Source organism: Paenibacillus mesophilus (assembly GCF_005938385.1).
In the GTDB taxonomy this organism is placed as follows: domain Bacteria; phylum Bacillota; class Bacilli; order Paenibacillales; family NBRC-103111; genus Paenibacillus_AB; species Paenibacillus_AB mesophilus.
The window spans coordinates 1-25,640 of record NZ_VCRA01000017.1; the positions used below are offsets into that span (position 1 = coordinate 1).

General features: G+C 52.5%; 26 protein-coding genes, 3 tRNA genes and 1 pseudogene. 8 read left to right on the forward strand and 22 right to left on the reverse strand.

Annotated elements, in window-relative coordinates:
* Nucleotides 1–186 precede the first annotated feature (186 nt).
* Both FE783_RS25050 and FE783_RS25055 read right to left on the reverse strand, forming a co-directional pair.
* The gene (locus FE783_RS25050) at nt 187–1,941 is read right to left on the reverse strand and encodes a sensor histidine kinase (RefSeq protein ID WP_138882127.1); all 1,755 of its coding nucleotides are present in this window, start codon (nt 1,939–1,941) and stop codon (nt 187–189) included.
* On the reverse strand, nt 1,938–2,618 hold the full coding sequence (locus FE783_RS25055; RefSeq protein WP_138882128.1) for a response regulator transcription factor: 681 nt from the start codon (nt 2,616–2,618) through the stop codon (nt 1,938–1,940). The genes FE783_RS25050 and FE783_RS25055 overlap by 4 nt, the downstream gene beginning before the upstream one ends.
* Nucleotides 2,619–2,809: 191 nt before the next feature.
* Between FE783_RS25055 and FE783_RS25060 the strand changes: the two genes are divergently transcribed.
* The 3 genes from FE783_RS25060 (at nt 2,810) to FE783_RS25070 (ending at nt 4,914) form a co-directional block, all read left to right on the forward strand.
* Entirely contained in the window at nt 2,810–3,847 is a 1,038-nt protein-coding gene (locus FE783_RS25060; protein ID WP_138882129.1) for an AI-2E family transporter, read from the forward strand.
* Between the two features lie 54 nt (nt 3,848–3,901).
* Entirely contained in the window at nt 3,902–4,399 is a 498-nt protein-coding gene (locus FE783_RS25065; RefSeq protein WP_138882130.1) for a DedA family protein, read from the forward strand.
* 317 nt (nt 4,400–4,716) lie between these two features.
* A complete protein-coding gene (locus FE783_RS25070; RefSeq protein ID WP_138882131.1) occupies nt 4,717–4,914 on the forward strand; it encodes a hypothetical protein in 198 nt (65 codons plus the stop codon).
* A 55-nt stretch (nt 4,915–4,969) separates the two neighbouring features.
* Here FE783_RS25070 and FE783_RS25075 read toward each other — a convergent pair whose 3' ends face one another.
* Together FE783_RS25075 and FE783_RS25080 are read right to left on the reverse strand one after the other, a co-directional pair.
* Complete coding sequence (locus FE783_RS25075; protein ID WP_138882132.1) at nt 4,970–5,365, reverse strand: hypothetical protein; 396 nt, start codon at nt 5,363–5,365, stop codon at nt 4,970–4,972.
* 60 nt (nt 5,366–5,425) lie between these two features.
* Nucleotides 5,426–5,674 (reverse strand): YolD-like family protein, encoded by a 249-nt coding sequence (locus FE783_RS25080; RefSeq protein WP_138882133.1) that lies wholly within the window; start codon nt 5,672–5,674, stop codon nt 5,426–5,428.
* A 166-nt stretch (nt 5,675–5,840) separates the two neighbouring features.
* Between FE783_RS25080 and FE783_RS25085 the strand changes: the two genes are divergently transcribed.
* Together FE783_RS25085 and FE783_RS25090 are read left to right on the forward strand one after the other, a co-directional pair.
* Nucleotides 5,841–6,023 (forward strand): hypothetical protein, encoded by a 183-nt coding sequence (locus tag FE783_RS25085; RefSeq protein ID WP_138882134.1) that lies wholly within the window; start codon nt 5,841–5,843, stop codon nt 6,021–6,023.
* A 212-nt stretch (nt 6,024–6,235) separates the two neighbouring features.
* On the forward strand, nt 6,236–7,147 hold the full coding sequence (locus tag FE783_RS25090; RefSeq protein ID WP_138882135.1) for an S-layer homology domain-containing protein: 912 nt from the start codon (nt 6,236–6,238) through the stop codon (nt 7,145–7,147).
* 66 nt (nt 7,148–7,213) lie between these two features.
* Here the strand turns inward: FE783_RS25090 and FE783_RS25095 are convergent, their stop codons facing one another.
* The 6 genes and pseudogenes from FE783_RS25095 to FE783_RS25115 all read right to left on the reverse strand — a co-directional run bounded on the left by FE783_RS25095 (nt 7,214) and on the right by FE783_RS25115 (nt 10,536).
* Nucleotides 7,214–8,005, reverse strand: coding sequence for an anti-sigma factor (locus FE783_RS25095; RefSeq protein WP_158302019.1), 792 nt, complete (start codon nt 8,003–8,005; stop codon nt 7,214–7,216).
* Nucleotides 8,002–8,571, reverse strand: a complete 570-nt coding sequence (locus FE783_RS25100) for an RNA polymerase sigma factor (RefSeq protein ID WP_138882137.1) — start codon at nt 8,569–8,571, stop codon at nt 8,002–8,004. Before FE783_RS25100 ends, FE783_RS25095 begins: the two co-directional genes overlap by 4 nt.
* A gap of 258 nt (nt 8,572–8,829) precedes the next feature.
* Nucleotides 8,830–9,288 (reverse strand): GNAT family N-acetyltransferase, encoded by a 459-nt coding sequence (locus FE783_RS25105; RefSeq protein ID WP_138882138.1) that lies wholly within the window; start codon nt 9,286–9,288, stop codon nt 8,830–8,832.
* 40 nt (nt 9,289–9,328) lie between these two features.
* Nucleotides 9,329–9,522 (reverse strand): annotated as a pseudogene (locus FE783_RS38420) (GNAT family N-acetyltransferase); the annotation flags it as partial.
* Nucleotides 9,523–9,539: 17 nt separating this feature from the next.
* On the reverse strand, nt 9,540–10,088 hold the full coding sequence (locus FE783_RS39030) for an aminoglycoside phosphotransferase family protein (RefSeq protein WP_420799767.1): 549 nt from the start codon (nt 10,086–10,088) through the stop codon (nt 9,540–9,542).
* On the reverse strand, nt 9,982–10,536 hold the full coding sequence (locus FE783_RS25115) for a GNAT family N-acetyltransferase (RefSeq protein ID WP_138882140.1): 555 nt from the start codon (nt 10,534–10,536) through the stop codon (nt 9,982–9,984). Before FE783_RS25115 ends, FE783_RS39030 begins: the two co-directional genes overlap by 107 nt.
* A 393-nt stretch (nt 10,537–10,929) precedes the next feature.
* On the opposite strand from FE783_RS25115, the gene FE783_RS25120 reads away from it, so the two are divergent.
* Nucleotides 10,930–11,265, forward strand: coding sequence for an antibiotic biosynthesis monooxygenase family protein (locus tag FE783_RS25120; protein ID WP_138882141.1), 336 nt, complete (start codon nt 10,930–10,932; stop codon nt 11,263–11,265).
* A 432-nt stretch (nt 11,266–11,697) separates the two neighbouring features.
* On the opposite strand, the gene FE783_RS25125 is transcribed toward FE783_RS25120, so the two are convergent.
* From FE783_RS25125 to FE783_RS25170, 10 genes are all read right to left on the reverse strand, one after another.
* A tRNA-Leu gene (locus tag FE783_RS25125) sits at nt 11,698–11,780 on the reverse strand.
* Nucleotides 11,781–11,820: 40 nt separating this feature from the next.
* A tRNA-Ile gene (locus FE783_RS25130) sits at nt 11,821–11,897 on the reverse strand.
* A gap of 18 nt (nt 11,898–11,915) precedes the next feature.
* A tRNA-Met gene (locus FE783_RS25135) sits at nt 11,916–11,989 on the reverse strand.
* A 103-nt stretch (nt 11,990–12,092) separates the two neighbouring features.
* Nucleotides 12,093–12,290: a hypothetical protein gene (locus FE783_RS38050; RefSeq protein WP_138882142.1), complete on the reverse strand. Its 198-nt coding sequence runs from the start codon at nt 12,288–12,290 to the stop codon at nt 12,093–12,095.
* 182 nt (nt 12,291–12,472) lie between these two features.
* Complete coding sequence (locus FE783_RS25145) at nt 12,473–13,027, reverse strand: phosphatidylglycerophosphatase A family protein (RefSeq protein WP_138882143.1); 555 nt, start codon at nt 13,025–13,027, stop codon at nt 12,473–12,475.
* Nucleotides 13,028–13,169: 142 nt separating this feature from the next.
* The gene (locus FE783_RS25150; RefSeq protein WP_138882144.1) at nt 13,170–14,696 is read right to left on the reverse strand and encodes an ABC transporter substrate-binding protein; all 1,527 of its coding nucleotides are present in this window, start codon (nt 14,694–14,696) and stop codon (nt 13,170–13,172) included.
* Nucleotides 14,693–15,586: an ABC transporter ATP-binding protein gene (locus tag FE783_RS25155; RefSeq protein WP_138882145.1), complete on the reverse strand. Its 894-nt coding sequence runs from the start codon at nt 15,584–15,586 to the stop codon at nt 14,693–14,695. Before FE783_RS25155 ends, FE783_RS25150 begins: the two co-directional genes overlap by 4 nt.
* A 3-nt stretch (nt 15,587–15,589) precedes the next feature.
* Entirely contained in the window at nt 15,590–18,526 is a 2,937-nt protein-coding gene (locus tag FE783_RS25160; RefSeq protein ID WP_138882146.1) for an ABC transporter permease, read from the reverse strand.
* Nucleotides 18,527–18,531: 5 nt separating this feature from the next.
* Nucleotides 18,532–19,644, reverse strand: coding sequence for an efflux RND transporter periplasmic adaptor subunit (locus FE783_RS25165; RefSeq protein ID WP_138882147.1), 1,113 nt, complete (start codon nt 19,642–19,644; stop codon nt 18,532–18,534).
* Entirely contained in the window at nt 19,604–20,476 is an 873-nt protein-coding gene (locus FE783_RS25170; RefSeq protein WP_238403251.1) for an ABC transporter ATP-binding protein, read from the reverse strand. The genes FE783_RS25165 and FE783_RS25170 overlap by 41 nt, the downstream gene beginning before the upstream one ends.
* 225 nt (nt 20,477–20,701) lie before the next feature.
* Here FE783_RS25170 and FE783_RS25175 point away from each other — a divergent pair, with 225 nt between their 5' ends.
* A complete protein-coding gene (locus tag FE783_RS25175) occupies nt 20,702–22,156 on the forward strand; it encodes a stalk domain-containing protein (RefSeq protein WP_158302020.1) in 1,455 nt (484 codons plus the stop codon).
* A gap of 149 nt (nt 22,157–22,305) precedes the next feature.
* Nucleotides 22,306–22,482 carry a hypothetical protein gene (locus FE783_RS37690; protein WP_158302021.1) on the forward strand — a complete coding sequence of 59 codons (177 nt, stop codon included), beginning with the start codon at nt 22,306–22,308 and terminating at the stop codon, nt 22,480–22,482.
* Nucleotides 22,483–22,847: 365 nt separating this feature from the next.
* Here the strand turns inward: FE783_RS37690 and FE783_RS25180 are convergent, their stop codons facing one another.
* Together FE783_RS25180 and FE783_RS25185 are read right to left on the reverse strand one after the other, a co-directional pair.
* Nucleotides 22,848–23,684 (reverse strand): amidohydrolase family protein, encoded by an 837-nt coding sequence (locus FE783_RS25180; RefSeq protein ID WP_138882149.1) that lies wholly within the window; start codon nt 23,682–23,684, stop codon nt 22,848–22,850.
* The gene (locus FE783_RS25185) at nt 23,681–25,549 is read right to left on the reverse strand and encodes an ADP-ribosylglycohydrolase family protein (RefSeq protein WP_138882150.1); all 1,869 of its coding nucleotides are present in this window, start codon (nt 25,547–25,549) and stop codon (nt 23,681–23,683) included. The genes FE783_RS25180 and FE783_RS25185 overlap by 4 nt, the downstream gene beginning before the upstream one ends.
* Nucleotides 25,550–25,640: the final 91 nt, after the last annotated feature.

Here is a 25,640-nt window from a genome sequence, read left to right on the forward strand (position 1 = left end):
GTAACCTCCTCGTTTTTCAAGGGGCTTCGCCACACATACCAACTGTTTGTCAAGTTCTATTTTTTATTTTCGTGCAAAAAAAGAGCGGGCTATCTTTTCGATAACCTGCTCTTGTTCTTAATTTTGGCTCTTCGCCTTAACTTAATGACATTGGACATCCGTCCCGCCTTTTTGCCATATTCCGACTTACAAGACAAAGTAAAACGACACCCCGCGCCCGGTGTTCATTACCCCGTACCGGCTTTCATGCAGCTCCAGAATAAGCTTGACGATGGCGAGCCCGAGCCCTGTCCCCCCTGTCTTGCGGTTGCGGGATCGTTCCGTGCGATAAAACCGTTCCCATATATGATCGATCTGGTCGTCCGGTATAGGCTCCCCATCGTTCTCGATCGCAACGCGCACCCTGTCGTGCTCGCTATCGATCCGGACCGTGATCTCGCTGCCGGGAACGGCATGCCGGATCGCGTTCATCATAATATTGAACAGCACTTGCTCGATTTTGACCGGATCTGCGATAACCGATTGCTCATTGGCCGTGACGGTGACGACCTTCAACTGTTTCACGTTCAAATGATGCGACAGCTTGTCGACGATATCCTCCATCAGCTCGCTGACGGAAAACGTGGTTTTTTTCAGCTTGATCGACTTGGATTCCAGCTTCGTCAGCTCGAGCAAATCTTTGACCAGCTCTTCCATTTTTTCGGTCTCGTCCAAAATGACTTCCATATAGCGTTCTCGCTTGCTTTCGCCCACGCCGTCCTTCAGCCCTTCGGCAAAGCCTCTGACGATGCTAAGCGGCGTCTTCAGCTCGTGGGACACGTTGGATACGAACTCTTTCTGCATATGCTCGATTTGCCGCTTATTTTCCATGTCTTCCCGCAGCTGATCGTTGGCTTGCTGCAGCTCCTTCAAGGTGAGATCGAGCGACTCGGACAAGCTGTTCAAGCTGTCGGACAAGCTGCCGATCTCATCGTTGCGGCGCATCGGCGATTTTGCCGAGAAGTCCAGCTTCGCCATGCGCAAGGCGACGCTGTTCAGCGACAAAATAGGCTTCGACACGATTCTCGAGAACACGAGCGACAGCAATAAGATCAGGGCGAACCCGCCGATCCCGATATATACGTAGAATAGCTGCAGCGCATCGTAAGCTTCGCTGATTTGCTGAAGCGACGCGAAGGCGAATACGAGCTCGGTAAGACGCCCGTCTCTGATTACAGGCTGGATGGCGATGTAGCTGCGTACGCCGCTCCACGAATCCGCCCACTCTTCCTTCACCATATTTCCTTTTTGCAGCTCGGCGGCAAGCTCTTCCTTAAGCGGGAACCATTCCTCGAGCGCGAGCGAAAGCATCCCTTGCCGCATGTTCCACTGCTTCAGTCCGGGGAGCAGCAGCTCGGTAATTTCTCCGCTTAACCGCGTTTTTGGAAAAGGAGTCTCAAGTCCTTCCGGACCGCGAATTTCTTTCACGCCGGCTTTCTTGATCATGACAGGGTACAGCCAGTCACGGAGCGTCTCGTCCTCGAAAAAGCCTTCGACTTCGACCCGGTCCCCCCGCTTCAGCTTGGCCGCCTGCAATTCGCGCCCTTTGGCGGACCCAAACGGCGACAACGATATTTTGACCTCGTGCCCGTCCTCCTCGCGGATTACGATGCGAAACGGATTATCGTGCAATACTTTCCCTTGCGGCGTCAGTATCGCCAATTGCGACTTGTTCCGGTTTATGAACAGCGCGATTTCGCGGGATATGCGGGTATCGTCGCCCTTCATCTGCTCGTACTGCTCCCCGAACGATTTCAGTTTTTTCTCCAGCGCACTCAGCTTATGATGCTCGTAGAACCGTTCGAAGAATAGCAGCTGGCCTAGGAGGACGATCGCATACAGCGCCAGAAAAAAAGTCGCCGTAATCGCGAACAGCTTTACGATAATGCCGCGCCTCTTCATCGGTCTTCCTCGAATTTATAGCCGGCGCGGATGACCGTGCGAATATGGCGGGCTTCGTCACCGAGCTTGCCGCGCAATTTTTTGATATGCGTATCGACAACCCTCAAATCTCCGAAGTAATCGAAGCCCCACACGTGATCCAGTATCGTTTCCCTCGACAGCACGATACCGTCATTTCGGTGCAAGTAGAGCAGCAGCTCATATTCCTTCGGCGACAGGTCAATCCCGTTACCGTCTATGTCCACCCGGCGAGCGCGCTTGTTAATGACGACCCGTCCGAATCGGACATAGTGATCGTCTTTGCCGATCGTGCCCTCGACCCGTTTGATAAGCGTCTTCGCCCGGGCGATCAGCAGTCTCGGGCTGAACGGCTTCGTGACGTAATCGTCGGCGCCGAGCTCGAACCCCATCAGCTTGTCATCGTCCTCGGACTTGGCCGTCAGCAAGATGATCGGTACGTCGGATTTCGCGCGTATGCGCGTGCAGACGGTCCAGCCGTCCAGTTCCGGCAGAAGAATATCCAGTATGACGAGATCGGGCTTCATCGTTTCCAGCATATCCAGCGCCTGCTTGCCGTTCTCCGCTTCGTATACGTTCCACTGCTCCCGCTCGCAGTAGTCCGCCACAATTTCGCGGATCCGGCTCTCGTCTTCAATGAGCAGGATGTTTCGCTTCATTTCTCTGCACCCCGATTCCCGGTATTTCTACTCGTTGATCGAGCGTCGAAGCTCCAGCTCCAGTATAACCGATGTTTGTGTTTTTTGTATGTCCTGAGCGGAAATCGGGTCTAAAGAACACATGAAATACACACCTTTCTGCTAAAATGAGGGCACTCCAATGACGCGTCCCCGGTAGAAAGGATGTTTCCATGAACTTCATCATCACCTTCCTGCAAAAAAAAGATGTGCGGCGCTTCGCCATACTCGGCCTGTTTTGCCTGCTGCTCGTGCTGCTTCGCAGTATGCTCAACGTCATTTTATTGACCTTCCTGCTCACCTTCCTGATGGACAAACTGTGTTTCCATACATCCCGATTAATGAACAAGATCGTCCCGGTAAATTCCAAGGTGATTTTATCGTTGCAATATTTCATCCTTACGGCTCTGCTGATCGCAGGGGGCTTCAAGCTCTTTCCGGCGATGATTAACCAGACCGGCCAGCTGATCGATCTCGTCAAGCGTGTCAACACCCTGCCGCAGGAGAACGAATTGGCGGGTTATCTCGTTTCGTTTCTGAACTCGATCGATATTCAAGGTACGGTAAAGCACGGACTCGAATTTGTAATGAAGGTAAGCAACTGGGGCTTTCATTTGTTTCTCGCCTTGCTGCTGAGCTTCTTCCTGTTGCTCGGCAAAGAAAACGTAGTCCGTTTTACGAGGCAGTTCCGCACGAGCAAACTGGCCTGGCTGTTTAACGAGGTGGAATTTTTCGGCCGAAAGTTCATTCTCACCTTCGGCAAAGTGATCGAAACCCAGCTGCTCATCGCTTTTATCAATTGTGTTGCAACGACGCTGGCGTTATGGCTCATGGGCTTTCCGAACTTGTTCGTATTGGCGCTGCTTATTTTCGTGCTCGGGCTTGTACCGGTCGCGGGCGTGTTCCTGTCCCTTATTCCGCTATGCGCAATCGCCTACAGCATCGGCGGCATCCTGTATATCGTCTATCTGCTCGTCATCATTACGGTCGTTCACGCCGTGGAAGCCTATGTGCTCAACCCGCGTTTGATGGCGTCCAAGACGAAATTGCCGATGTTCTACACATTCGTCGTACTGCTGTTCTCGGAGCACTTCTTCGGCGTCTGGGGGCTGATCGTCGGAATTCCGACCTTCGTCTTCCTGCTCGACATTCTGGACGTTCAAGCGATCGGAAAACCGATTGCCCGTCAAGCGGAGCCGTCGGACAAGTAGCGTTTGAACCTGCAAAACGGATCCGGTTGAAAGCATACATGTTGGAGTGAAGTCATGAGTTTTGTCCAAGAAATGATTGCCCAATACGGATATACCGCGCTGTATGTTTTGCTGGCCCTTGGCATCGTAGGCATACCGATTCCGGATGAGCTGCTGATGACGTTCGTCGGCTACTTGACGTCCTTGGACCTGCTCGATTACCCGATTGCCTTGACGGTCAGCTTTATGGGGGCTATGACCGGAATGACGTGCAGCTACTGGGCGGGAAGGCACTTCGGCAAGCCGCTGCTGTGGAAATACGGCAAATGGGTCAAGCTGACGCCAAAGCGTCTCGGCAAAGCCGAGAAATGGTTTAACCGTTACGGACTATGGACCGTAAGCTTCGGTTATTTCATCCCGGGCATTCGGCATTTGATTTGCTACTTGTCCGGCGTCAGCGGAATGAACCAACGCAAATATTTATTATACGCCGGATTCGGCGCTCTTTTCTGGTGCTTGTGCTTTATTACGCTCGGTTATTTCGTAGGCTCGCAATTCGATTTCTCCGACTGAAGCGCTTAACGACCTGCGGCAACGAAAAAAGCCACTCTCACGAGTGACTCCACAGCCAAGCAAGCAAGGCCCAAACCGGTGCTACGAGCATGACTGCAAACAGTAAACCTCTAACGGCCGAGCCGTTCCGTTCCATATCGCATCACCTCTGTATCCGGGTGATACCAGTATATGCGCACCGCCGATCGAACATGATAAGCAATTCCCCTCGCGGGCAAGCCTAATATTGGGCATAAGCAAGCATCACGAGCGCCCAGACGGCATATGCTGTTGGTACTTACAGGTAGGATTGAACCATGTAGCGCAGGAGGTTGACAATGCTGAGACTACTGTATGAATACATCTACGTAAACATGTGGCTGCTCATGTTTCTTGCATTCATGTGGGCAAACGACGGTTATATCTCGTTTCTCGAAAGCTGTCTGCTTATTGTCGTCTCGATCACCGGAATTGTCATCACGGCCAAAAAGCAGCTGCGCCACCCCGAGCACCGCAGGTTCCGGGACTTGCATTGACGTTCGTCGCATGAACGGACAAAAACCCCGGATCTCCGGGGCTTTTTCGTTATGATCAAGTACGGAGCAAATATACAAGCAGCCCGTACACCATTTCCAGTTCCTTCTGGGTAATCCCCATTGCTTCCGCCTGTTCCTTGTAGGTGGCGTTCGGCATATCCGAAAGAATAGCCGCTAGCTTCGTTACCGCACCGTACGAAGTGCGTTCCAAGTCGGAATGTATCATTTTATACGAATTCGAACCGATCTTCTCGACCAGCCCGAGTCCGATCAGCTTGTCGATCCTTCCTTTGGCTGCATCGACGGAAGTATGTAATACTGTCGCCATTTCTTTCACGGATAAAGTACTGATCCCATCCTGATTTTGTTTGGCCCTCAGCAAAAAAATCAAGTCTTGGGCTTGCTCCGCAAATTGATTCAACTTTCCCGATATGTTTTCCGTTGCGATCATCCGACTCACTCTGCTCCACTATATTTTTGCTTTAAGCATACCATATCGGGGTATCTTCGTTCAATCGAGCACCAATTCGATGCCTGCGACGTCCGGGAAGTCGACCCAACAATATTCTTCGGCGTTCTCGATCTTGATTCGCTTCCGTTCCTTGTCCAGCTTCGTTATCCGGCCTTGGATCGTCTGGTGCTCCGAATCGCCCCGCACCGTAACGATGGCCACCTTCTCCGTAAACATGGCGACGGCCAATGAACGTATATTTTCTTCATACTGCCGGTCGGCCGTACTATCGATTGCGAATTTATTCATAAGAACAACCCTCCAAATAAGAACGTTTGTTCTTATATTATACGTAACACCTGCCGGATACGTCAACTCCGGATAAAGCACAAAAAACATTCCCCCCGGATTTGAATAGTACCGGGCCATTCCGGTGAATCTAGTCATTAGCGACTAAACGGAATGGGGAGTTCACATGACCACACGAGACGAGTATACGTACACCGACTTTCACGATAATCCGTCCCTCATCAGCGAAATCGTACGCCTGGAAGAACGATTGCAGCGGGAAACCGGACAGGACGTAACTTTAATCGCTTATTCGCCGGCCGACGCTTCCCCCGGCACTGGAACGTGCAGAGCCGGATTGAACGACTGATTCATGAGTAAAACGCCAGTCTGCCGGACATTCAGCGTCCGATAGCGCTGGCGTTTGTGCTTTTGCGCCATGCATATCACCTCAGATCGTAGTATGCACTTCGACCGCCGCAAAAAAATGACGGAGACATGCAACTTTTTCCTAGCCGGCATCGTTTGTAAGGTTGGAACGATCGATCGCATTCCTAATCCCAATGAGGCGGGTGATACTTAATGAAGAAACGTTTAACAATAGCGACAGCGGCCCTATTGGCGCTGCTCCTGATGCTCGGAGGAACGGTATATGCTTTCTCCGACACGCAAGGCGATCCTAACGAGGCGCAAATCGCCGCTCTGCAGAGAGAGGGCGTCGTGAATGGGGTAACGGAACAACTTTTCGCACCGAAAGGCAAAGTGACGATGGCTCAGGCAGTAGTCATGCTTGTCAAGGCATTCGATTTGAATATCGCGCATATCCAATTCATTAAAGAGCCCAAGGCCAGCGACATCTTTACGAAAATACCCGACGACGCGTGGTATGCTCAGGCTTTCCTCTATGCTTCTTTAAACGGAGTACCGATTCCGAAAGATGCGGATCCGATGCAAAACTTGACCAAAGAGCAGTACGCCGATCTGTTATTCCACGCTTTAACGGCTAAAGGCGATTACGCTTTCGTCAAAATGTACGTCGTCATGAAGGACGAGAAGGACGTAACTAAAGCGTATATGAACAGCATTCAGCATTTGCTGCTCGGCAAAATGACCGAGCTCGATAACGGATATTTTTATCCGAAGAATGAAATCACCCGCAGCGAAGCGGCCCGAATGCTGCATGCGGCCATCCAATTTTCCAAGGAGCATACTCCTTTGCCGAAGCAGCCTCCGATACAAGCGGATATTAAGCTGAACGTGACGAAAGTTAACGAAGAAGTGAACAAAGTGACGCTTGTCTGGGGCGAGAAGCCGAACCCAGGGTACCGGATCACCGTAACGGCCATCGAATTTAGAGAAGACGGCAACGCCGTGATCTCTTATGCCTTGCATGAGCCGGAGCCCGGCAAGTTTTACCCTCAGGTCATTACCGAAGCGAAGGTGGATACGTTCGTCGCCTCTTCTTATACGCCGGTGCTGAATAATCCGAAATGACTCGCATGCACAAGAAAAAGGACTCCCGGTTTCATGCCGGAGGTCCTTTTTTTCGCATTCGCTTCGTTAATTGCCCAACACTTTTTTGCCCCGGGGTTGATTGCCCCGCGAATCCGGCTCAAGCGTGATCCCGATCGTATCGAATTCCGCATCTCTCCGCGGCAAATCGTAGACGAGCACCCCGTTGCCTTTCGGATCGACCCAGAACGTCCCCGCGTTTTGTCGTTTGCCTTCATGGATCAGCCATACTTGATACGCTTCGTCGTTGCTCGTTGCGGCTAGACCGCTTGTATTCAGCACTAGCTTCTTCTTGTTGCCTTGACAGACGACCCAGCCGGTTCCCTGCGCATCCGCTCCCGAGCTTTCGGATGCGTTCAGCACATACGTCTGCTCGACGTAAAGCGGCTGCTCGATCGCATTGACAACGAACGAATCGTCGCTGTGCGCCGAATAAAACCATATGCAAGCAGCCAGGAGGATAGCCGCAACCGCAGCACCTAGTGCATATTTACGCCGAGGGCGGGGCGAGGCGGACGGCGCGGAGACAGTCTCCGGCACCCGAAGCGGGGACGGTTCGTCTTGCTCGGCGGTTGATGCTCGTTGGACGTGACTATTAATCTTCTCTACCCCGAAGATGGATTGCATCACTTCTTCCTTCAACCCTGCAGGAGGGTCCGAGCTGTCCGCAGCGCCGGGCAAGCTGTTCCACACTTCCAACATCTCTTTCCATTGTCTGGAGCAGGAAGGACAATCGGGCAGATGGCGCTCAAACGCCTTGCGCTCGGCTGCGGTAGCCTCGCCAATCAAGCAATCGATCAAATATTCGCAAGGAAGTCCGTTTCTCGTCTCCATCGTCATGTCTCCTCCTCCTGCAAGGTCAAATGCTTGCGCAACACTTTCAAACATTGATGAAGCCGGCTCTTGATCGTACCGAGCGGCTCGTTATTCATTTGCGCTATTTCGCTTAATGTGTAGCCTTCCCAGTATACCCGTTCGATCAGCTTGATCTGGTTGTCGGATAACAAACGGTATGCGTCGCGTATTTGCTCGCGCATCCCTATCCGGTTGAGGTTCGCCTCCGGCGTATTCAAACTGTCGTCCGGTATTTTCACCCATTGGTCCGGTTCGATCGCTATAGTCGCCTCATGCTTGCGCTGATTGCGGGTGTAATCGATACTCATGTTGCGAGTCACGGTGATGAGCCAGTTCACGAATTGCCCTTTATCCGGATTGTATCCTTTCTCCGTCGTCCATAAACGCATGAAAACAAGCTGTACGATTTCTCTCGCGGCTTGTTCGCTTCGAACCGACTTCAGGGCAAACGAATAGACCAGCTTCACATAACGGTCATACAACTGCTCGAAAGCATCGCGATCCCGTCCGCGAATGAGCCGCATCAGTTCTCCATCCGTTGCTTTATGCATGTTTTCCGGCACTCCCCGGCCGTTCTCATAACGACCTTACCCTAGTAAACGTAACCGTTCCAAAAACAGTTCAATCTTATCATGCTATATCCCGAGTTTTTTGGCAAGAAAAAAGCCCCGGGGCGGGGATGAGGGCGAATCGAAAGTACGCTAAGCAAGAACCTCCTCAGAAGCTGCCCGACTCTCATCGGGTAGTCTGAAGAGGTTTTCGTTCACTGTACTGCCGAGGAACGGACTCGAACCGGTACGGGGTTCAATTCAATCCAATGCAAGCTCCATTGGTTCGGTACAATGCTTGTAGTCGTTATTTGAATAAAAGGGAACGGCTTCTTCACTCGGCCAAACGATTATGAACTCAAGTTTCTTGTCCCTTCCCCATTGCCTGATTTGTTTCAATAGCTGGCTGCCTATCCCCCTCGAGCGAAACTCGGGAACCGTGTAAACGTTAGTCATGTAGGCAAATGGATTAGTGATACGTCCTGGCCGCGGCACCTTATTGATCAGGTCAATGTAGATATGGGCTACGATTCGGGAATCCACCTCAGCTACCCAAATGAACCATTTTCCACCGTCAATAACATCCTTAAGAAATAACTTGCACTCTTCATAGAAATCTTCATAGGACGCGACGATGCCTGGTGCATGCTCGTAAGTAAAATCCCAGCGCATTCGGATCAGTTGATCGATGTCCGTCTCGGTTGCCAATCGAATATTCATCGCTGTCCCCCTTGGTTCAAGTACTAACATTTAGACATAATCAATGCTTTTCGACGATTCGGGCTATAAACTCATCCTTGGTCATGCCAAATTGAATCTCATCATAGTACTTCCCATTCGTATAGATCATGTTACGGAGTTGACCTTTCCGCCAAAGCCTAACGCCCGATGCAGTCGGATCGATCGTTCATTGTAGCTATATACGTGCGTATTCACCTTCTGGTAACCCACTTCTCCTAATGCATGCACGGCTAAATAAACAAAGACAGCCTCTTGGGAATCAAGCTATCCTGAAGCAGGAAATCGTGTATGCGGCTATCTGTATCAACATTCTTCGGAACATTCGCTATACGGTTGAGCAAAAGCCACCTCAAGCACGCTATAGATTCAAAACGAGCCATATCATCTCCGGAAGTCGGAATCTCGAGTAAATATGTACGGATAAATTGCTGATACACTACCTCTTCGTTGTATATTCGAATCAGGAAACTGGCCCAAGAAAAATCATATCTGCGATCCCCAAGCTGCACATTCGTCCAATCTATGATCGTGTATTGAGTTGGACCAACGAGGACATTTCCCAGATTGTAATCGCCATGGATGATCGTGTTGCAATTCATGTTTACTGCTTTCAATTGGACAAACAACGCTTCTTCTATATCGGGATGCTCGTCGATGCGGGGAAAGAAGGTGTCAGACCCTTTTACTCGTGAGTGCGAGTTCTGCGTATTCGTCCTCCAGTATGGAATACTGAAAGGAATCGTGCCACTTTCCTTTGTGCCGCATATGTCCGCGCAAATGTCCCTCGTACTTCATGCCGATCTTCTCCATCACTTTGGCAGAGCCGATATTTTCAGGACGGCATGTCGCATAAATGCGGTGCAGTCCAAGATTTTCGAATCCGAACTGAAGCAGCGCTTTGGCTGATTCGGAAGCATATCCCCGCCCCCATCTATATGGATGAAAACAATAACCGATCTCGCCCTGTAAAGGTTCTGAAAGATGAATCCCGCAGACACCAATCAGTTGACCCTCTTCTTTTAACTCGACCGCAAACTCATAATCAAGTCGTGGCTGTCTGCGTTGCATTTCAATAGCACGATCAATAAACGACGCCGTCTCTTCTTCCGTATTCGGCCCCCAGATCATGTATTTGGCTACCTCGGTATTCGAAGCATAATCATGAACGGCAAGCGTGTCTTCAACCGTAAATTCTCTAATGATCAACTGCCTCGTTTCGAGTTGCATGATAACACGCTCCGCTCCAATAGACTGATAAATTTTCTAGTTTCCCTCTACCTTAAACCCATAAATAATCGGTAACTACTCCACCGCCATACCGTCACGAACTCCATCTGCTGGATTATATAGTCAAATTAAATTACATTATATTTCCAATTGAAGGATTCCACAATGGAAAGTTTGCCTATACTCATTACAAAGAGAATTACATGACCGTCAGAACATACATTATTTGGCTTGGTTCCGTTATTTAGAAAGCAAGGAATTTGGGAACACAACGTCGAATAAGAAAAAAAGTAGATGACAACCATCAATCTTCTACAAACGTCCTTTTCTTCCTAAGTTTATAGTGAGAAAGGCTTAAAACGACTTTGCAATCATTATAAACGGAGGAATTATATGAGCGGTATTGCCCGAACACCACAGCCACCTTATTATGCGGTAATATTTACTTCTGAACGAACAGAAGGAGATAATGGTTATGCTGAAATGGCGGATGAAATGGTGAAGCTTGCATCAATCCAACCTGGATTTTTGAGTGTGGAAAGCGTCCGAGAAGGTTTAGGCATCACTGTGTCGTATTGGGATTCTCTTGAATCTATCCAAAAATGGAAACAAAACGAGAGACATCTAATGGCACAACGTAAAGGAATGTCAGATTGGTATCTCCAATATAAAACGAGGGTTTGCAAGGTCGAGCGTGACTACGGATATGAAGCAACAAGTACGAATTGAATTTTTATTTAGCCTTAACAAAAAAAATGCCCCATTAAGGGACCCGCTTCTTATCAGGCACTAAACGATTGATCGGAGATGCTAACTCATGCTGATCTTTCCCGTCATCACTGGTTCAAGCCACATATCGTTTTGTCATAGTTAAATCGGTATGACGAGCATCTTTTGCAGTTCACCAACTCGGCTATTATCAAGACGAGCCTGTTATTGCATGTTGTTACTGCTTAATAATATCTTGCCCCAAATGATCGAGTACACTCGGCTCAATTTCATCGAACGACTCCTGACCGCTGGATAGCCTTTGTCCAGATGATCATCCCACGTACATGCAACTATTTCTTCACTTTGGCTATCTTTACGAACAAAATAAAACCTCCCCAGACACTGCCCGACTCTCATCGGGTAATCTGAAGAGGTTTTCGTTCGCTGTACTGCCGAGGACCGGACTCGAACCGGTACGGGGTCGCCCCCGCAGGATTTTAAGTCCTGTGCGTCTGCCATTCCGCCACCCCGGCGTAGCTTGTACAATCTATCAATCTAGTTAAAGATTGAATATGGTGGGCCCTGAGGGACTCGAACCCCCGACCAATCGGTTATGAGCCGACCGCTCTAACCAACTGAGCTAAGGGCCCTTCTTTGTGAAGATACAATTGCGGGGGCAGGATTTGAACCTGCGGCCTTCGGGTTATGAGCCCGACGAGCTACCGGGCTGCTCCACCCCGCGTCGTTGGAAAAAGCCGTCCTTCTTGAACAGCGACAAAAATAAATATACACCATAACCGAATAGTATGTCAACAAAAAAATATTGTATAATCAGCTCAAGCAGGTTATAGTTGATACCTCACTCCGAAGCGGCCTTTTTTGGAGCGGTACACTTCGACGGACTGCGGACATTCGTAACCGTAAATCCACCAATCCTCCTCCATCCGTTTAGCCAGACAGCCCGCTTGGAATTTGCTTTCGTACAATTTGACCCAATATACCCATCTCATGATGTGCGATCGTTCCTTTCCCTTATTGTTCATCTTCTAATAGCATATCCCATCTCCCCGTTTTTTTTACGGACTTCCGCCCAAAATGATATAAAAAAAACGTTCAGAAACTCGCACTTCGCTTTAACGCCTAGGCAAAGTTAAATTTTCTGAATCGTTAAAAAAATCCCCGGACGGCTCCGGGGATTGATGAAGGAGCGCATGTACCGCTCCGATTAGCCTGCGTTTTCCTCCGGCAGTGCGGAGGCTCTCCCCGCTTGCTCGGACCGTTCTTCGTCATCGCGCAGCCGATGTGCGATCCGGCTCGCCGCGGATGCGGCAATGCTCGCGACCAAATCGTCCAGAAATGTATGGACGCCTTTGCCGGCTTTCGTATCGAGTCGTTTGATGATGCCGATCTTATGCTTGTCCAGATGGCCGAACGTCGTAACCGCGATGCTTCCGTAACCGAAGACGGAACCGAGCGCCAGCGTCTCGTCGCAGCCGAACAAGCCTTCGTCCGCCTCTACGATCGATTGCAGCGGCTCGGAGAGCATCTTCTTCTCCGCGAGCTGGTCCAGCTCGATCCCGACGAGGATGGCATGCTGCAGCTCTCGTTTCTCCAGCACCGCTTTTACGCTGTCCAGACACATCTCGAGCTTCAAACCGGTATTGTAGGGAGATTGCATCTCATAAACGATTAGAGCGATATCCTCCAGTTGCACGCCGCGTTCGGCAAGCTTGCGCAGTGCGGCTTCTTTGACCTCTTTACTATGAACCCGATTAGGCATCGTAATCTCCCCTTTCCTGTCATGTACATCCCATTATAGCACGTAATCGCTTACCCGAACGCAGGAATTCGTCCATGCAGATATGCGTCTATAGGTGAAAAACCGGACCGCATGGAAGCGATCCGGTTTACTTGCGTTGCAGTTAACCTGCAGGCATCATCATTGGTTTGCCACCGCCAGGCATTACGTTGATCGGGGCGTTCGGATTTTCTTTCAATTGTTTCAGCGCGGCGTCCCCGGCTGTTTGCCATTCCTTCAGCGCCTCGCGCACCGTAGTCGTGCCTTCGATCGCTTTCTTGAAATATTGCATGCCCATCGAGTTGACTTGCCCGATGTTCTGATATTGACGGTACAGCTTGCTCATTTCATTCTCCGCCGGAATCGGCTTCAGCGAATAAAATGCTTTGACATTGTACTGCAAGCCTTCGCGCGGTTGAATATATTTCGCACGCGATACGAGCTGGTTGACGCTCTTCGACTTCAGTCTCGCCCAATCTTCGCCGTTAATGAACTTGATGAATTTCCAAGCGTCAGTAGGATTTTGCGCTTTGGCGTTAATGCCCATCAAGCCGTTCAGGAATACGTTGCCGCCTACATCTTTCGCTTGAGGATGCGTCGGAACCGTAACGATATCCCAATCGATCGGGGTGTAGCCTTTAATGTTTTGTGCGCTTTTATTGGCGCGAATGAGTTCGTTGATCGAATATTGCTGTCCGATCGTCATCGCCAGCTTGCCGCTCATGAACGTGTTGTTCTGGAACGGGTTATACGCGCCGTCCATCGAGGAAGCCCGTCTTACCGCATCCATCTTGCTGTAGTCGACCGGTTCCGGGAATATTTTTTCTTTGCTCAGCTGGATCATCGTCGTCCATACTTTCTCCCAGCCGTCGGAATCGACCGTCATTTTCTCCGCATTGTCGCTGAACATGCGCAGTTGCAGCGGCGCCGAATAAGTCCCCATCTCGTAGAACAGATTTTCCTTCGAACCGTAGCTGTATTGATTGAAGGAGAAGCCGTACACCCGGTTCTCGCCTTCGCCCTTCGAAACGCGGCGCGCCAGATCGAACATTTCATCCCAGGTCATGCCGTCCTTCGGATACGGTACACCCGCATCGTCGAACGGTTTCTTGTTGTACAGCAGCACCTGAGACGAGAACGTCGGAGCGAGCGCGAACAATTTGCCGTCGCCCACCGACTTGATCCCGTCCAGTACGGCCGGCACGATGTCCGTCATATCGAATTTATCTTTCGTAATATCCGTGTCCAGCTGCTTGAGCATATTATTCGAGATCAAGTCGGGCAGCTGATCGAAGTTCATCAAGATCACATCGGGCGGATTCGCGCTGTTGATGAGCTCCTTCATCTTCTCGTTCGGGTCTTCCCGCTTCTCTCCTTCGGGCCTTCCACCGTACCGGTATTGATCCGGGTTCATCGCGGATACGATCTCGATTTTAATGTTCGGATTGTTGTATTCGAAAATTTCCGTGAACTGCTGGCGGAAATACTCGTCTTCCTCGCCGTAATACTGCGTCGCGATGCGGAGCACCCGCTCCGTCTTGTCGTCCGCGCTTCCCGCCTTGTTGCACGCTGCCAAGATCGGCACGGTCAATGTAGCTACCATCGTAATGCTGGCTGCCGTTTTGAGCCATTTCGGTTTCGATTGTTTCATTCGGTCGTTCCCCCCAATTGATTCGGCGATTTGATCGTAATCGTCTTGCCGTCGAACTCCATCGATGCCTTGTTCGTAATGTTCAGCGCCTGCAAAAACTCCTTCGGAATTTGCAGCCGTCCCGCCCGGTCCAACACGACGTATTCCTCATGGCCTTCCTTGATGCTTTGGCGGGCTTCGGCTTCGTCTGCTCCGTCCCCGCCCAAGTTCGGATTCCGCTTCACGAACTCGGTGCTGGTCAATCCGTCCCGTATGGCCACTACCCTGTCGACCTTGCTGGCAAGCGTCAGGTCATGCGTGACGATGACGATCGTTACCCCGAGCTCCTTCGTCAGCCGACGGAAGATGTTCATGATCATATCCGACGTCTGCGTATCGACGGAGCCGGTCGGTTCGTCGGCCAGCAGCAGCGATGGCCTGTTGGATAACGATATGGCGATGGCGACGCGCTGCTGCTCCCCGCCGGACAGCTGGTACAGCTTATTGTTCAGGCGATCCTTCAATCCGACCCACTCCAGCAGCTGCTTGGCGTAGGCGCGGTCAATTTTTCCGTTCAGCATCATCGGCATTTCCACGTTTTCCAGCGCGGTCAAGTAAGGAAGCAGGTTGCGCGCGTTATTTTGCCAAATGAAGCCGACCGTCTTGCGTTTGTACTCGACCAGCTGGTCGTCGGTAATTTTCAGCAAATCCCATTCCCCGACGCGCACCTGGCCCGCGGAAGGACGGTCGAGGCCGCCCAAAATATTGAGCAGCGTCGACTTCCCGCTTCCGCTGTTGCCGATAATCGCCATCATCTCGCCGGCTTCGACCGATATGTTCAGTCCTTGGAGCGCGACGACTTCGATTTCGTCGGTTTTGTAAATTTTGACGAGCCCTTCGCAATAAATCATCGGTTACCGCTCCTCCCCCAGCTTGACCGCTTGATGCACTCTCAGCCGGCGGATATGCAGCAAGAGCAGTGTAGCTCCCGTCACCATCATGAAGGCGACGACGCCGTAAAGCTGATACATGTCCTTCGATTCGAATACGACCCTAAACGGCGGCACCTGCATCTTCGCGTTTTCCGCCGTTTGCAGAAACGGCAGGAACAGCACGCTGGTGAGCTTCCCGATAGCAAAACCGAGAGCAATGGATAAGCCTGCGGTGAACGCTTGCTCGAGCAGCAGCATCCCCGTCAACTGCTTACGCGACAGCCCCATCGCCCGAAGCACCCCGAACTGGACGACCCTGCTGGACAAATTGAAAAACCAGTAAAGTACATAACCGATCAGGGATACGAGCACCGAAACGAGGAACCCGAGGCTCAAAATGCCGAATACGCCGCCGCGTGACGGGTGTTTGCTCTGCGTAATCAGTTCGTTTCGTACATCTTTGTAGCTGACGAGCTGAATCCCTTTCGCCTGCATCGATTCGATAATCGGCGCGAGCTTGGCGCCGGGTTTCATTTTGAGCCAGACTTCGTATGGAGTTATAGGCGCCTGGTCGAATATGTAATCCAGATTGGCGATGAAAAACGGCGATTGGTCTGGGAATTGCGACGGCCAGTAAGGGACGATGCCAACCACGACAAATTCGACCATCTGCTGCTGGATCGCGATCGAGATCAAGTCGCCTGCTTTCAGCTGATGCTTCTTCGCGAACGACTCCGGTATGATGACCGCTTGCTCGTATGCGCCGAGTAGGTTCAAATATTGCCTTGGGTTTGCAGGAAACAAGTCGTTGCGGAACCAAGCCACTTCGGCGTAATCGACATTGTCTATGCCCATGACCGTACCTTGGCCGAGCGATTTGCCGGACACGACGATATTGCCTTTCGTCTGCAAAACTCTTGCGGCATGCTCTACGCCTTCCATCGTCCGGTACATCTCGAACGGCGGCTCCACGTACAGCACTTTCGAATTTTGCTCGCCTCCGCCGGAGCCTCCTTGACCGCCTTGGCCTCCTTGACCCCCTTGACCCCCTTGACCCCCTTGTCCTCCTTGACCTCCCTGGCCTCCGCCTTGACTTCCGCCTCCTTGACCTTGGCCTTGCCCCTGTCCTCCGCCGCTTTGCGAAGGGGCAGGCGATTCCGAGTACCCTTCCCATACCGTTTGCAGGATGACATCGGTGCCATATTGGTACAACGTACGTTCGGTCGAGTTGAGGTCGATCGTCCGTGCTGCGGATGAGTTGTATACACCCAGTCCGAGCGTCAGAATGAGCAGCAGCATGAGCGGATAATACGCTTTGGACGATCGGGACAGCTGCGTCAGCGTCAGGTAGATCGGCACGGGCAAAAAGGTTTTGCCGAGCCAGTTGGCAAGCCGCAGCAGCCAAGGGAACAGCCTCAGGAAAAACAGCCCGAGTGCGAAGATGGACAGCGCGGGAACGAAGAACAACAGCGGATGCACCTGCAGCTGGTCGTTCGTCAGTCCGGTTCTCGCCGATAAAATCTGATAGTTCTGAAACGAATAATAGCCGTAGCCCGCCAATGCGACGAGCGCGATATCGAGAAACCACCTCTGCCATATCGGCTTCCGGTCCGAACGTGCCAGCTGCTGCTTGTAGCTGACGATAGACGACCTTGCGAACGAGACGGCAGGCACGACGCTGGCCAGAATGGCAAGCGCAACGGCCGCGGCGCCGTACAACAGCGCCTCTTTCGTCACCCCGACGGGTACCGATTTCCGGTCCACGAAGGCCAGGAATCCATTGGACGAGCCGATGCCTTTGGCCATCATCCAGCCGAGCATAGGCCCGATCACGAGCGCGATGCCGCCAAGCAGAAGCCCTTCCAGCAAATAAACCCAAATGATTTGGCGGGTGCTTCCCCCCCGGCTGCGCAGCACGGCGATATCGCTCCGCTGGCGGTCGAGCGACTGACGCGCGTTCATCACGATATAGTAGAACACCATCGCGATCATCGGCGCGGCCAATGTGAACAGCATCATCTGCATTTGCAAGCTCTGCTTCTTGAATTCGGAAAGCATTTCTTTAAAGGAGAAATCGATCTTCGTTTCCTTCAGCTTCTGATACAGCGTAATGTCGAGCCGGTCCAGCTTGCGCGACAGATCGGACAGCTGGCTCGTCTTGATCTCTCTCAAGTCGAAGGCGTAATACCAGTTCGCCAAGTTGAGCGGAATTTTTTTCTGCTGCAGCAATTCTTTCTGGAAAACTTCTTCGCTGACGATAAAGCTATTCAGAAGACCTTCGAAGCCTTGATACCAATACGGATCGTTCTCCTGCTTCGGCTTGAACGTTCCGACGACTTTCACCTTCAGCGGCGCGATCCCGAGTCCGCCCGTCAACGGGTAGTTGAACTCGTCTCCGACGCGGAAATCGCCCCGGTACATCGCTTCTTCAAATACTACGGCTTCGATGACCCCGTTCTTCACCTGATCGGAAAACGGATTGCCGTTCGACATCTCAATATGGTCTGCCAAGCCGCTCCACGACGATATCGTCATCTGCCGCCGCTTGCTCGGGTCCGTCTTGGACGGATCGACCGGGGTTACCTGCGAGCCTCTGATCGAGTAAGTCTTCACATAAGTGGTTACCGGAAAACCGATTTGGCCAGGAATATCTTCCTTTATATATGTGTCGACATCCTGCAGCGATTCCAGGTCCGCTTTGTCCGAACCGACCGCCTGATACCGGATCAGCGTCGAGCCGGGCGGCAAGCCGTCCGTATTGTCGAGCAGCGTTTTGGCGACGACCCGCTTCAGGGAGCCGTCGGAGTACATCGGAATGCTGGTCGTGAACGAAACCGCGACAATGAGCCCGAGCAGCGTGCTCAGCGTCATCCAGCGGTTGTTCCACATTTTTCGGTACAAAAATCGGAGCATCGGCATCGGCGTTATCTCCCCACCACTTTTTGCCCCGGCTGCAGGCCTTTGAGGATCTCCACTTCGGTGGACGTTTGCTGGCCGATCTCGACGTCAACCTCCCGTTTGTTTCCTTTCTCGTCGACAACCTGAACGTAATTTCGTCCGGAATACGTACGGAGCGCGGCGGCGGGAATGACGACTGCGTTCTCCTTGCGCTGCGTTATGACCGAGATGCTGAGCGGCGTCCCGCGGTTCAGTCCTTTCGGGAACTGCTCGAGCTCGACGAGCAAATAATTGTCGATCGAATCTTTCGGTTTATTCTGGCCTTGTCCCGGCTGCTGCCCTTGTCCGCTGTCCTGCTTCGGAAGCGGCAGCTGCTTCACCTTGCCCTTGTGCTGCCCCGCCGAGTTGATGTCGACGACAACCTCCATGCCGACAGCCGCTTTCTTCAGATCGTCCGCGGTCAGCTCCGCAGCCACGGTCAGTTCGTTCAGGTCGGCGATGACAGCAATATCGTCGTAGGCTTGAATATTGTCGCCCTTCTTGACCGCAACCGAGACGATCGTTCCGTCAAACGGAGCGGTCAGCTTCGCCTTGACGATCGATTCCTCGAGCTTGGCGAGCTCTTCCTTTTTCAGCTCGAACTGGATTTTGGCCTGCTCCAGCTCCTCAACCGATTTGGATCCGTCATTTTTGCGCATGATCTCGATCATTTTCAGCTCTTCGCTGCGCTGCTGCAGCTTCTTCTGCCGCAGATCGCTCTCCAGCGTCGCAACGTCGAGCTCGGCGATCAACTGGCCGGCCTTGACGGCGTCGCCGGTTTTTACATAAATCTCTTTCAAACGCCTGTTCACATCCTGGGTGAAATAAAGCGTCTCTTCCTTCGTCGACATCAGCCTGCCGACGCCGCGCAGCTTCGTCTCGAGCGTCGTCGTCTTGACGGCGTATTCGGGCTTAGCGGACAGCTTGGGCGGCGTGATCGCGGGAAGCGTCTCTTCCTCGGCTTCCTTCGGAAGCAGCGAGCACCCGGAAACGGTCAGCAGCGATGCGGCTAGTACGATCGATACGACCACTCTGGATCGAATCGGCTTGAGCGGCTTGTTATGTATGAATGAATTTTCCGTCAACCATTTGATAGACATGGTCGGCTACCTCCAAAATCGTAGGGTCATGGGTCGTCATGCAAATGGTTACCTGCTCGGTCCGGATAATATCGCGGAACACCGCCATAACTTGCGCCCCCATCTGTGAATCCAGCTCGGCGGTCGGTTCGTCCGCGAGCAGCAGCGTAGGCCGGTGAGCAATCGCCTTCGCGATGGCGACGCGCTGCTGTTCGCCGCCGGACAGCTCGAACGGCCGATGATGCATTCGTTTGCCCAACCCGACCAGCTCCAGGCAATGCTGCACTCTCGGCTTCCATTGGGAACGGGGCACTCCCGCCATCCGCAGCGACAGCTCGACGTTTTCCCAGGCGGACAATAGCGGCATGAGCGCAAACGATTGAAAGATGAATCCGATTTTTTTCCTTCTGACTTCCGTCCGCTTATCGTCGTTCCACTCATGAAACGGGTTGCCCATAAAATAAATTTCGCCCTTGTTCGGCTGGTCCAGTCCTCCGATCATATTGAGCAGCGTCGTCTTGCCGGAGCCCGATCGGCCTCGCAGCATCACGAGCCGGTTCGGCAAAAGCTCCATATCGATACCTTTCAATACGTGAAGCTGCTGACCCCCGACTTGAAACGATCTCTCCACTCGGCTGACGGTCAATATCGGCTCTCGTGCGAGCGGTTCTCTCCCACCCGTCGGCACGAACTGCGGTTGCGAATCGTCGCGGGCATGCGCTTCGGTAGCGGCCGCACTTTCCTGCAGCGCCTCCCGGCCTATGACCGGCAAGTCCGCGGCGTCTCCAGGCAGCGGTTTGGTCGGCGTCGTTTCCCTATTTTTATTTGCGGTGACACGCTTTAGCCAGCCCATCCCCTGACTCTCCCTCCTATCCTTCGTTCATATAAGGTTCATACAAAGGAATAGACGTCGGCAAACCGAAAAAAGTTACATCGATTTCAATATTTTTGCAAAATATACCTACTCATTTTTCGGATTCGTCACGAAAAGCCGACGCTTTGCGATTTGTAAGTTTTTTGTAATGTACTTCTTCTAGAATGATGACAGAACATGCTAAGAGCAGGAGGAGTCCATCCGATGAAAATCAAGCAGGCGGCACGAACCGCGGCGGCGATCTTGGCCTTCAGTTGCTGGTCGACCGTCGTGCACGCCGATATACAGCCGTATATGGCCGAAACCGTCAAGCCTTATACAGCGGAATCGGTTGCGCCAAGAAATGCGGATTCGGTTGCACCGAGAAATGCGGATTCGGTCAAAGTGGAGACGATCACATACAGTGACGGCTCCAAGTATACAGGAGAGACGCTGAACGGGAAGATGCATGGCAAAGGAATATTATATTACGCGGATGGAACGGTTTATGACGGAATGTTCCGAGCGGGAGTTCCCGAAGGCAATGGCGTAACGGTTTGGAAGGATGGGACAAAGTATACGGGTTCCTTCAAGCAAGGATTGCCTGAAGGCGAAGGCGTTCAAACTTGGCCGGACGGATCGAAGTATTCGGGACAAATCAAGGGCGGCAAATTCGAAGGAAACGGGACGCTCGTGACGAAGGACGTATCTTATACCGGACCGTTCAAAGCCGGAGCGATGCACGGAAAAGGAATCGCAACAGTCAACGGAAAACGATACGAAGTTACGTACGACAATGGCAAGCCGGTATCTGCGGTACCGCTGGATGCTTCGCCGTCTCCGTCCCAGCCTTCCCAGCCGAATGCGGTTCAGCCATACAAAGCCGAGGAGGTTAAACCGTACAAGGCCGAGGAAGTTAAGCCGTTCAAGGCTGAGGAAGTTAAGCCGTTCAAAGCCGAAGAAGTCAAGCCGTTCAAGGCCGAGGAAGTTAAGCCATTCAAGGCCGAGGAAGTTAAGCCTTTCAAAGCTGAAGATGTCAAGCCGTTCAAAGCTGAAGATGTCAAGCCGTTCAAGGCCGAGGAGGTTAAGCCATATACCGCTGAGGAAGTCAAGCCACACCCATACCGGTTGGACGTCGTCCTTCAATTGGACAGTGTAAAAGCATACTATCGGCACAATCAAATCGATCTCCCCGCCCCTCCGATGCTCATCGGCGATGCGGTCATGATACCGCTCGACCTGGTGGTCGATCAATTAAACGCAACGGTCCAATGGAAGGACACTTGGGACGAAGTTACGATAACGTTCTACAATAAGCAATCAGCCGTTCTGACGATCGGTGACTCTTCGGCCGTCGTTAACGGCAATCGTACAGCAATGGCCGCCGCTCCCGCCATAATCGACAACAATACCTATATACCGCTTCATCTCTTGAGCGATATTGCTGATCAAGAAATCTACTACGTATGGGAAACCGGGCAAATCAGTCTCAATATCCCGCCCGGAGATATTCCGGACTTCATTGGGAACAGTACGCCAGAGAAATATGATAATACCGAAGGAGACGGCACTTCTGCGAACAAACCGCTCTTCGACTTGAGGGATGGACTCCAATGGCAGGAAGGCTTTTGGAATTACAGCAACATGTTCCCGAACTGGGGTGCGTTATTGAATCCGTAAATACCGTTTCAGACCGTCATCGCAGGATGGCGGTTCTTTTATTATTCCGACGCTGTTTCCGGTGCCCGGAAAAATCCCTAGTATTTCGGTCAGAAATGAGGTACAATATCCATACATAGTTTCGTGCAGCGGAAGGAGCTCGATGTCCCATGTTGAAGAAAAAGTGGATTACGATACCCGCAATCGCCATCGCAGCGGTTGTTATAGCTATTTACGGACAAAAGGACCGGGCGAACGTTGCGGAAGCAAAGCCGTATGTGCCTCAGCCGCTCATCGTTCTGAACGGCGACAGCATTATTTATAATGATGCCCCGGATTGCCATTAAGCAACATATAGAAGCCTCCATCCCACTTTCGTCGTGGTTTGGAGGCTTCTTTTTCAAGAGCATTAGATTCGCATTTCAGAACTTACCTGCAAAAGTGCATGTTGTTTAAGCTAATATCGGTTGTTGGAGCATTCTGCATGCAGAAATGCATCTAGATTCCCGAAAGCAACCAATATTATCCATTTACGCATCTTCTACCTGCACTTATGCACGTTTTAAGAGAAAAATCACTGAAAACGGACGAACAAGATTCACTTTTACATTTAGACTTGTACACGGAGGAAGTTATCAGCAAACCAAAGGGTAACAAACCAGGAACCCGTTACCGGTCGACCTGCAGCTAACATGCCCCACGGCACCTCCGCTTATTCCTCTACCTGCAGCCGGTAAAATTTCGCCGCGTTTCTGCCCCATATACCCTCCCGCACGACTTCATCCCAATTCGCCGGCAGCAAGGCCGCAAGCGCTTCGTATACCTGCTCATACGTTGCCGACAACAGGCATACCGGCCAATCGCTTCCGAACATGACCCGATCCGGTCCGAAGGAGTCGAGAACGAGCTCTACGTACGGCTTCCATTCCTCGATGTCCCATGCCGCCCCCTCAGTCTCCGGTACCAAACCCGACAGCTTGCACATCATATTCGGATAGGCGGCCAGACGCCGAATACTTTCTTTCCATTCCTCGAATGCCCGGCCATATACCGGTTTGGCGATATGATCGATTACGGCATGGAGCCCGGGAACAAGCTCCATAAGTCGGACGGCGCTGCCTAGAAGGTGAGGACGCAGCTGGAGGTCGATCGGAAACCGCTCCTCTTCGAGTCGACGCAAATGCCCGATTACCGCAGGCCGAAGCAGCCAATCGGCCGGCAAATCCTGTATCATCGGCCGTATGCCGACAAATCGCGGATGCCCGCGCAATTCGGCCAGCTGCTCTTGGAATGTCGGCGACTCGAAATCGAGCCATCCGACGACACCGGCAATGGTCGGGTATGCATCGCTCAAGGCGAGAAGATAACGCGTCTCCTCCACGGTGGGCGCGGCTTGCACGGCAACCGAAAATTGCATTCGATGATGCCGGATAATCGGCTCCAGCTGCGGCGGTAAATAGTCTTTGTACAAAATGCCTTTATCCGGCTGCAGCCAGCCGTAGTCGCCTCGCGCGGGCTCCCAGTAATGCTGGTGGGCGTCGATTCTCATCGTACTCCCCACAGTACGTCTGTATGAAAGTAGTTCGGGCCGGGCGAAGTCGTATTGCGAACGGAAATCGGCAGCACGTATACTTCGAGCGGCTTGCCGCCTCGGACGGCCTCCACTTCGATCTCATGGTTGCCGGCGGTTAATACAAGCTCCACGTACTGCTTGCGCGGCGCACGGTGATAGGCCGGCATGAACCCTAACGTTTCGCCGCATTCGATCACGAACTGATCGTCCAACTTCATCGAGATCGGACCGTTGGCTGCCGCAATCAACCGGATTTCTCTCTCGACCGGATTGTACATGCTCGTTCTCGCCCGGTAAACCCCGTCCCGCTCTTCTCCGACAGCGCTTCTCCAGTCCAAACGGTTACCCGGGATATACGCTTCTGCCTCGACTCCGTCCGGTCCGGTCAACGTCCATCGCGAAGCTCTTACCAGCGTGAACGCAACTCGCTGCTCGGCCCACGGGGAACGATCGTGGCTCCGTTTCCATACGAACTGCAGTCGGTTGACCGCCGCCACGGCTTCCGATGCGCGCACCTCCGCGTTCCAGCTGAAAGACTCGCCGGGCGCAAGCGAAATTCCGCATTCGGCGGGTCCTGCCCAGCCGTCGGGAAGCTCCAGCGCGACGCTGCCTTCCACAGTTACACCCGAGCGGTTCGTAAAGTCGAGCCGCAGCGCAGCCGTTTGCCCGGCACCGATCGAAGGACCGCTCGGACCGTAGTCGATAACGAGCTCGGCATCCGGACTTTGAATCGTGCCTTCCGGCAGCAAATAACGGTTGGCCGTCACTTTGCCGTCCAGCAGCCCCTGCAGCGTTTCCGCTCCGGCGACGTTTCGATTCCACGATGTTGGCAATTCCGAATGCACCACAATATCCGTGTCCCATGCGGCCAAAATTTGCTTGCCCACACGGATCGTACGCCGCGTCAGCTCGTCCAGATTTTTCGGCGCGGGGAATCCTTTGATCGGCGGACTGACGACAACCCGGTCACCGACCGGCGCGATCCATTTCTCCGGAAGTCCTTCCGGTCCGAGCAGCATGCCGAGTATCGCTCCGAGCGTAGCCGCGGTGCAGTCCGTATCGTAGCCGCAATTGACCGATTTCAGAATGGCGTCCTCGAAATTTTCGCCGTACAGCCACCCAAGCATCGTGAAGGCGATATTTTGCGGAGCGTCGGTAAAATTGTCGTTTCCGTGGTGCTTCAGGACAAGCTCGCGGGCTTCCGTCCAGCTATGGCCTTCCTTATGCCAGCGGATCAAATCTTTCAAGGCGAGCGCGGTACGGCAGTCGGCCGGAATATAGTTCAAGCCGATTTGGATCAGACGGTCTCTGTCCTTCTCCATGAAGATAGCGCTTTCGAGTGCCGCGAAAAACATTTCACCGTAAACCCCTTCGCCTCCGGCATGGTCCACGATCGCATCCTCATAAGCGTAACGGGCCGCAATCTCGGGAGCTCCCGGCGCCGCCATCGCCCATATCTCGGAGCGGATCGGAGAGCCCATGCAGTTCGTGAACGGGTTGTTGAACCAGCCCGCTACCGGAGGCACCATCCCTCTGCGCAGATTGGAGAGCGCGTAGCCGTATTCGTCGAACGGGAAAAAAACATGCTCCACCCACTCTTGCCCGAGCTCGCGCGAGGTGAGTCCCGGCCCGTATTGCTCCAAGGCGTGCAGCCATACGAGCTGCAGGTCGAGATCGTCGTTCTCGAGCGGTCCGTCCGGCAGCTTCGGATAGAAGGTCAGCTGCAGCAGCTCCTTCCTGCCCTCGACGGGCGCTCCGAGCGTTCCTCCGATATTTTTGCCGAGCCATCCGCCGTATACGACCCGGTAATACTCTTGTTCGTTCAATACGCTTGTCTTCACGCGTAAACCTCCTGCAACCGAATTGGAGATGATATAATGATTCCATTACGACTTCATTATAGAAACGGCCGCTCGGGCGATCCATGAACAA

What these genes read in the sequence shown, in the direction of transcription:
- FE783_RS25180 (WP_138882149.1), bottom strand. Translation starts at nt 23,684, where the DNA reads ATGAGAATCGACGCCCACCAGCATTACTGGGAGCCCGCGCGAGGCGAC.
- FE783_RS25100 (WP_138882137.1), bottom strand. Translation starts at nt 8,571, where the DNA reads ATGCATAAAGCAACGGATGGAGAACTGATGCGGCTCATTCGCGGACGG.
- FE783_RS25065 (WP_138882130.1), top strand. Translation starts at nt 3,902, where the DNA reads ATGAGTTTTGTCCAAGAAATGATTGCCCAATACGGATATACCGCGCTG.
- FE783_RS25075 (WP_138882132.1), bottom strand. Translation starts at nt 5,365, where the DNA reads ATGATCGCAACGGAAAACATATCGGGAAAGTTGAATCAATTTGCGGAG.
- FE783_RS37690 (WP_158302021.1), top strand. Translation starts at nt 22,306, where the DNA reads ATGTTGAAGAAAAAGTGGATTACGATACCCGCAATCGCCATCGCAGCG.
- FE783_RS25095 (WP_158302019.1), bottom strand. Translation starts at nt 8,005, where the DNA reads ATGACGATGGAGACGAGAAACGGACTTCCTTGCGAATATTTGATCGAT.
- FE783_RS25105 (WP_138882138.1), bottom strand. Translation starts at nt 9,288, where the DNA reads ATGAATATTCGATTGGCAACCGAGACGGACATCGATCAACTGATCCGA.
- FE783_RS25120 (WP_138882141.1), top strand. Translation starts at nt 10,930, where the DNA reads ATGAGCGGTATTGCCCGAACACCACAGCCACCTTATTATGCGGTAATA.
- FE783_RS25115 (WP_138882140.1), bottom strand. Translation starts at nt 10,536, where the DNA reads ATGCAACTCGAAACGAGGCAGTTGATCATTAGAGAATTTACGGTTGAA.
- FE783_RS25170 (WP_238403251.1), bottom strand. Translation starts at nt 20,476, where the DNA reads ATGGGCTGGCTAAAGCGTGTCACCGCAAATAAAAATAGGGAAACGACG.
- FE783_RS25055 (WP_138882128.1), bottom strand. Translation starts at nt 2,618, where the DNA reads ATGAAGCGAAACATCCTGCTCATTGAAGACGAGAGCCGGATCCGCGAA.
- FE783_RS25080 (WP_138882133.1), bottom strand. Translation starts at nt 5,674, where the DNA reads ATGAATAAATTCGCAATCGATAGTACGGCCGACCGGCAGTATGAAGAA.
- FE783_RS25155 (WP_138882145.1), bottom strand. Translation starts at nt 15,586, where the DNA reads ATGATTTATTGCGAAGGGCTCGTCAAAATTTACAAAACCGACGAAATC.
- FE783_RS25090 (WP_138882135.1), top strand. Translation starts at nt 6,236, where the DNA reads ATGAAGAAACGTTTAACAATAGCGACAGCGGCCCTATTGGCGCTGCTC.
- FE783_RS25150 (WP_138882144.1), bottom strand. Translation starts at nt 14,696, where the DNA reads ATGAAACAATCGAAACCGAAATGGCTCAAAACGGCAGCCAGCATTACG.
- FE783_RS25085 (WP_138882134.1), top strand. Translation starts at nt 5,841, where the DNA reads ATGACCACACGAGACGAGTATACGTACACCGACTTTCACGATAATCCG.
- FE783_RS25060 (WP_138882129.1), top strand. Translation starts at nt 2,810, where the DNA reads ATGAACTTCATCATCACCTTCCTGCAAAAAAAAGATGTGCGGCGCTTC.
- FE783_RS38050 (WP_138882142.1), bottom strand. Translation starts at nt 12,290, where the DNA reads ATGAACAATAAGGGAAAGGAACGATCGCACATCATGAGATGGGTATAT.
- FE783_RS25050 (WP_138882127.1), bottom strand. Translation starts at nt 1,941, where the DNA reads ATGAAGAGGCGCGGCATTATCGTAAAGCTGTTCGCGATTACGGCGACT.
- FE783_RS25165 (WP_138882147.1), bottom strand. Translation starts at nt 19,644, where the DNA reads ATGTCTATCAAATGGTTGACGGAAAATTCATTCATACATAACAAGCCG.
- FE783_RS25070 (WP_138882131.1), top strand. Translation starts at nt 4,717, where the DNA reads ATGCTGAGACTACTGTATGAATACATCTACGTAAACATGTGGCTGCTC.
- FE783_RS25160 (WP_138882146.1), bottom strand. Translation starts at nt 18,526, where the DNA reads ATGCCGATGCTCCGATTTTTGTACCGAAAAATGTGGAACAACCGCTGG.
- FE783_RS25175 (WP_158302020.1), top strand. Translation starts at nt 20,702, where the DNA reads ATGAAAATCAAGCAGGCGGCACGAACCGCGGCGGCGATCTTGGCCTTC.
- FE783_RS25145 (WP_138882143.1), bottom strand. Translation starts at nt 13,027, where the DNA reads ATGCCTAATCGGGTTCATAGTAAAGAGGTCAAAGAAGCCGCACTGCGC.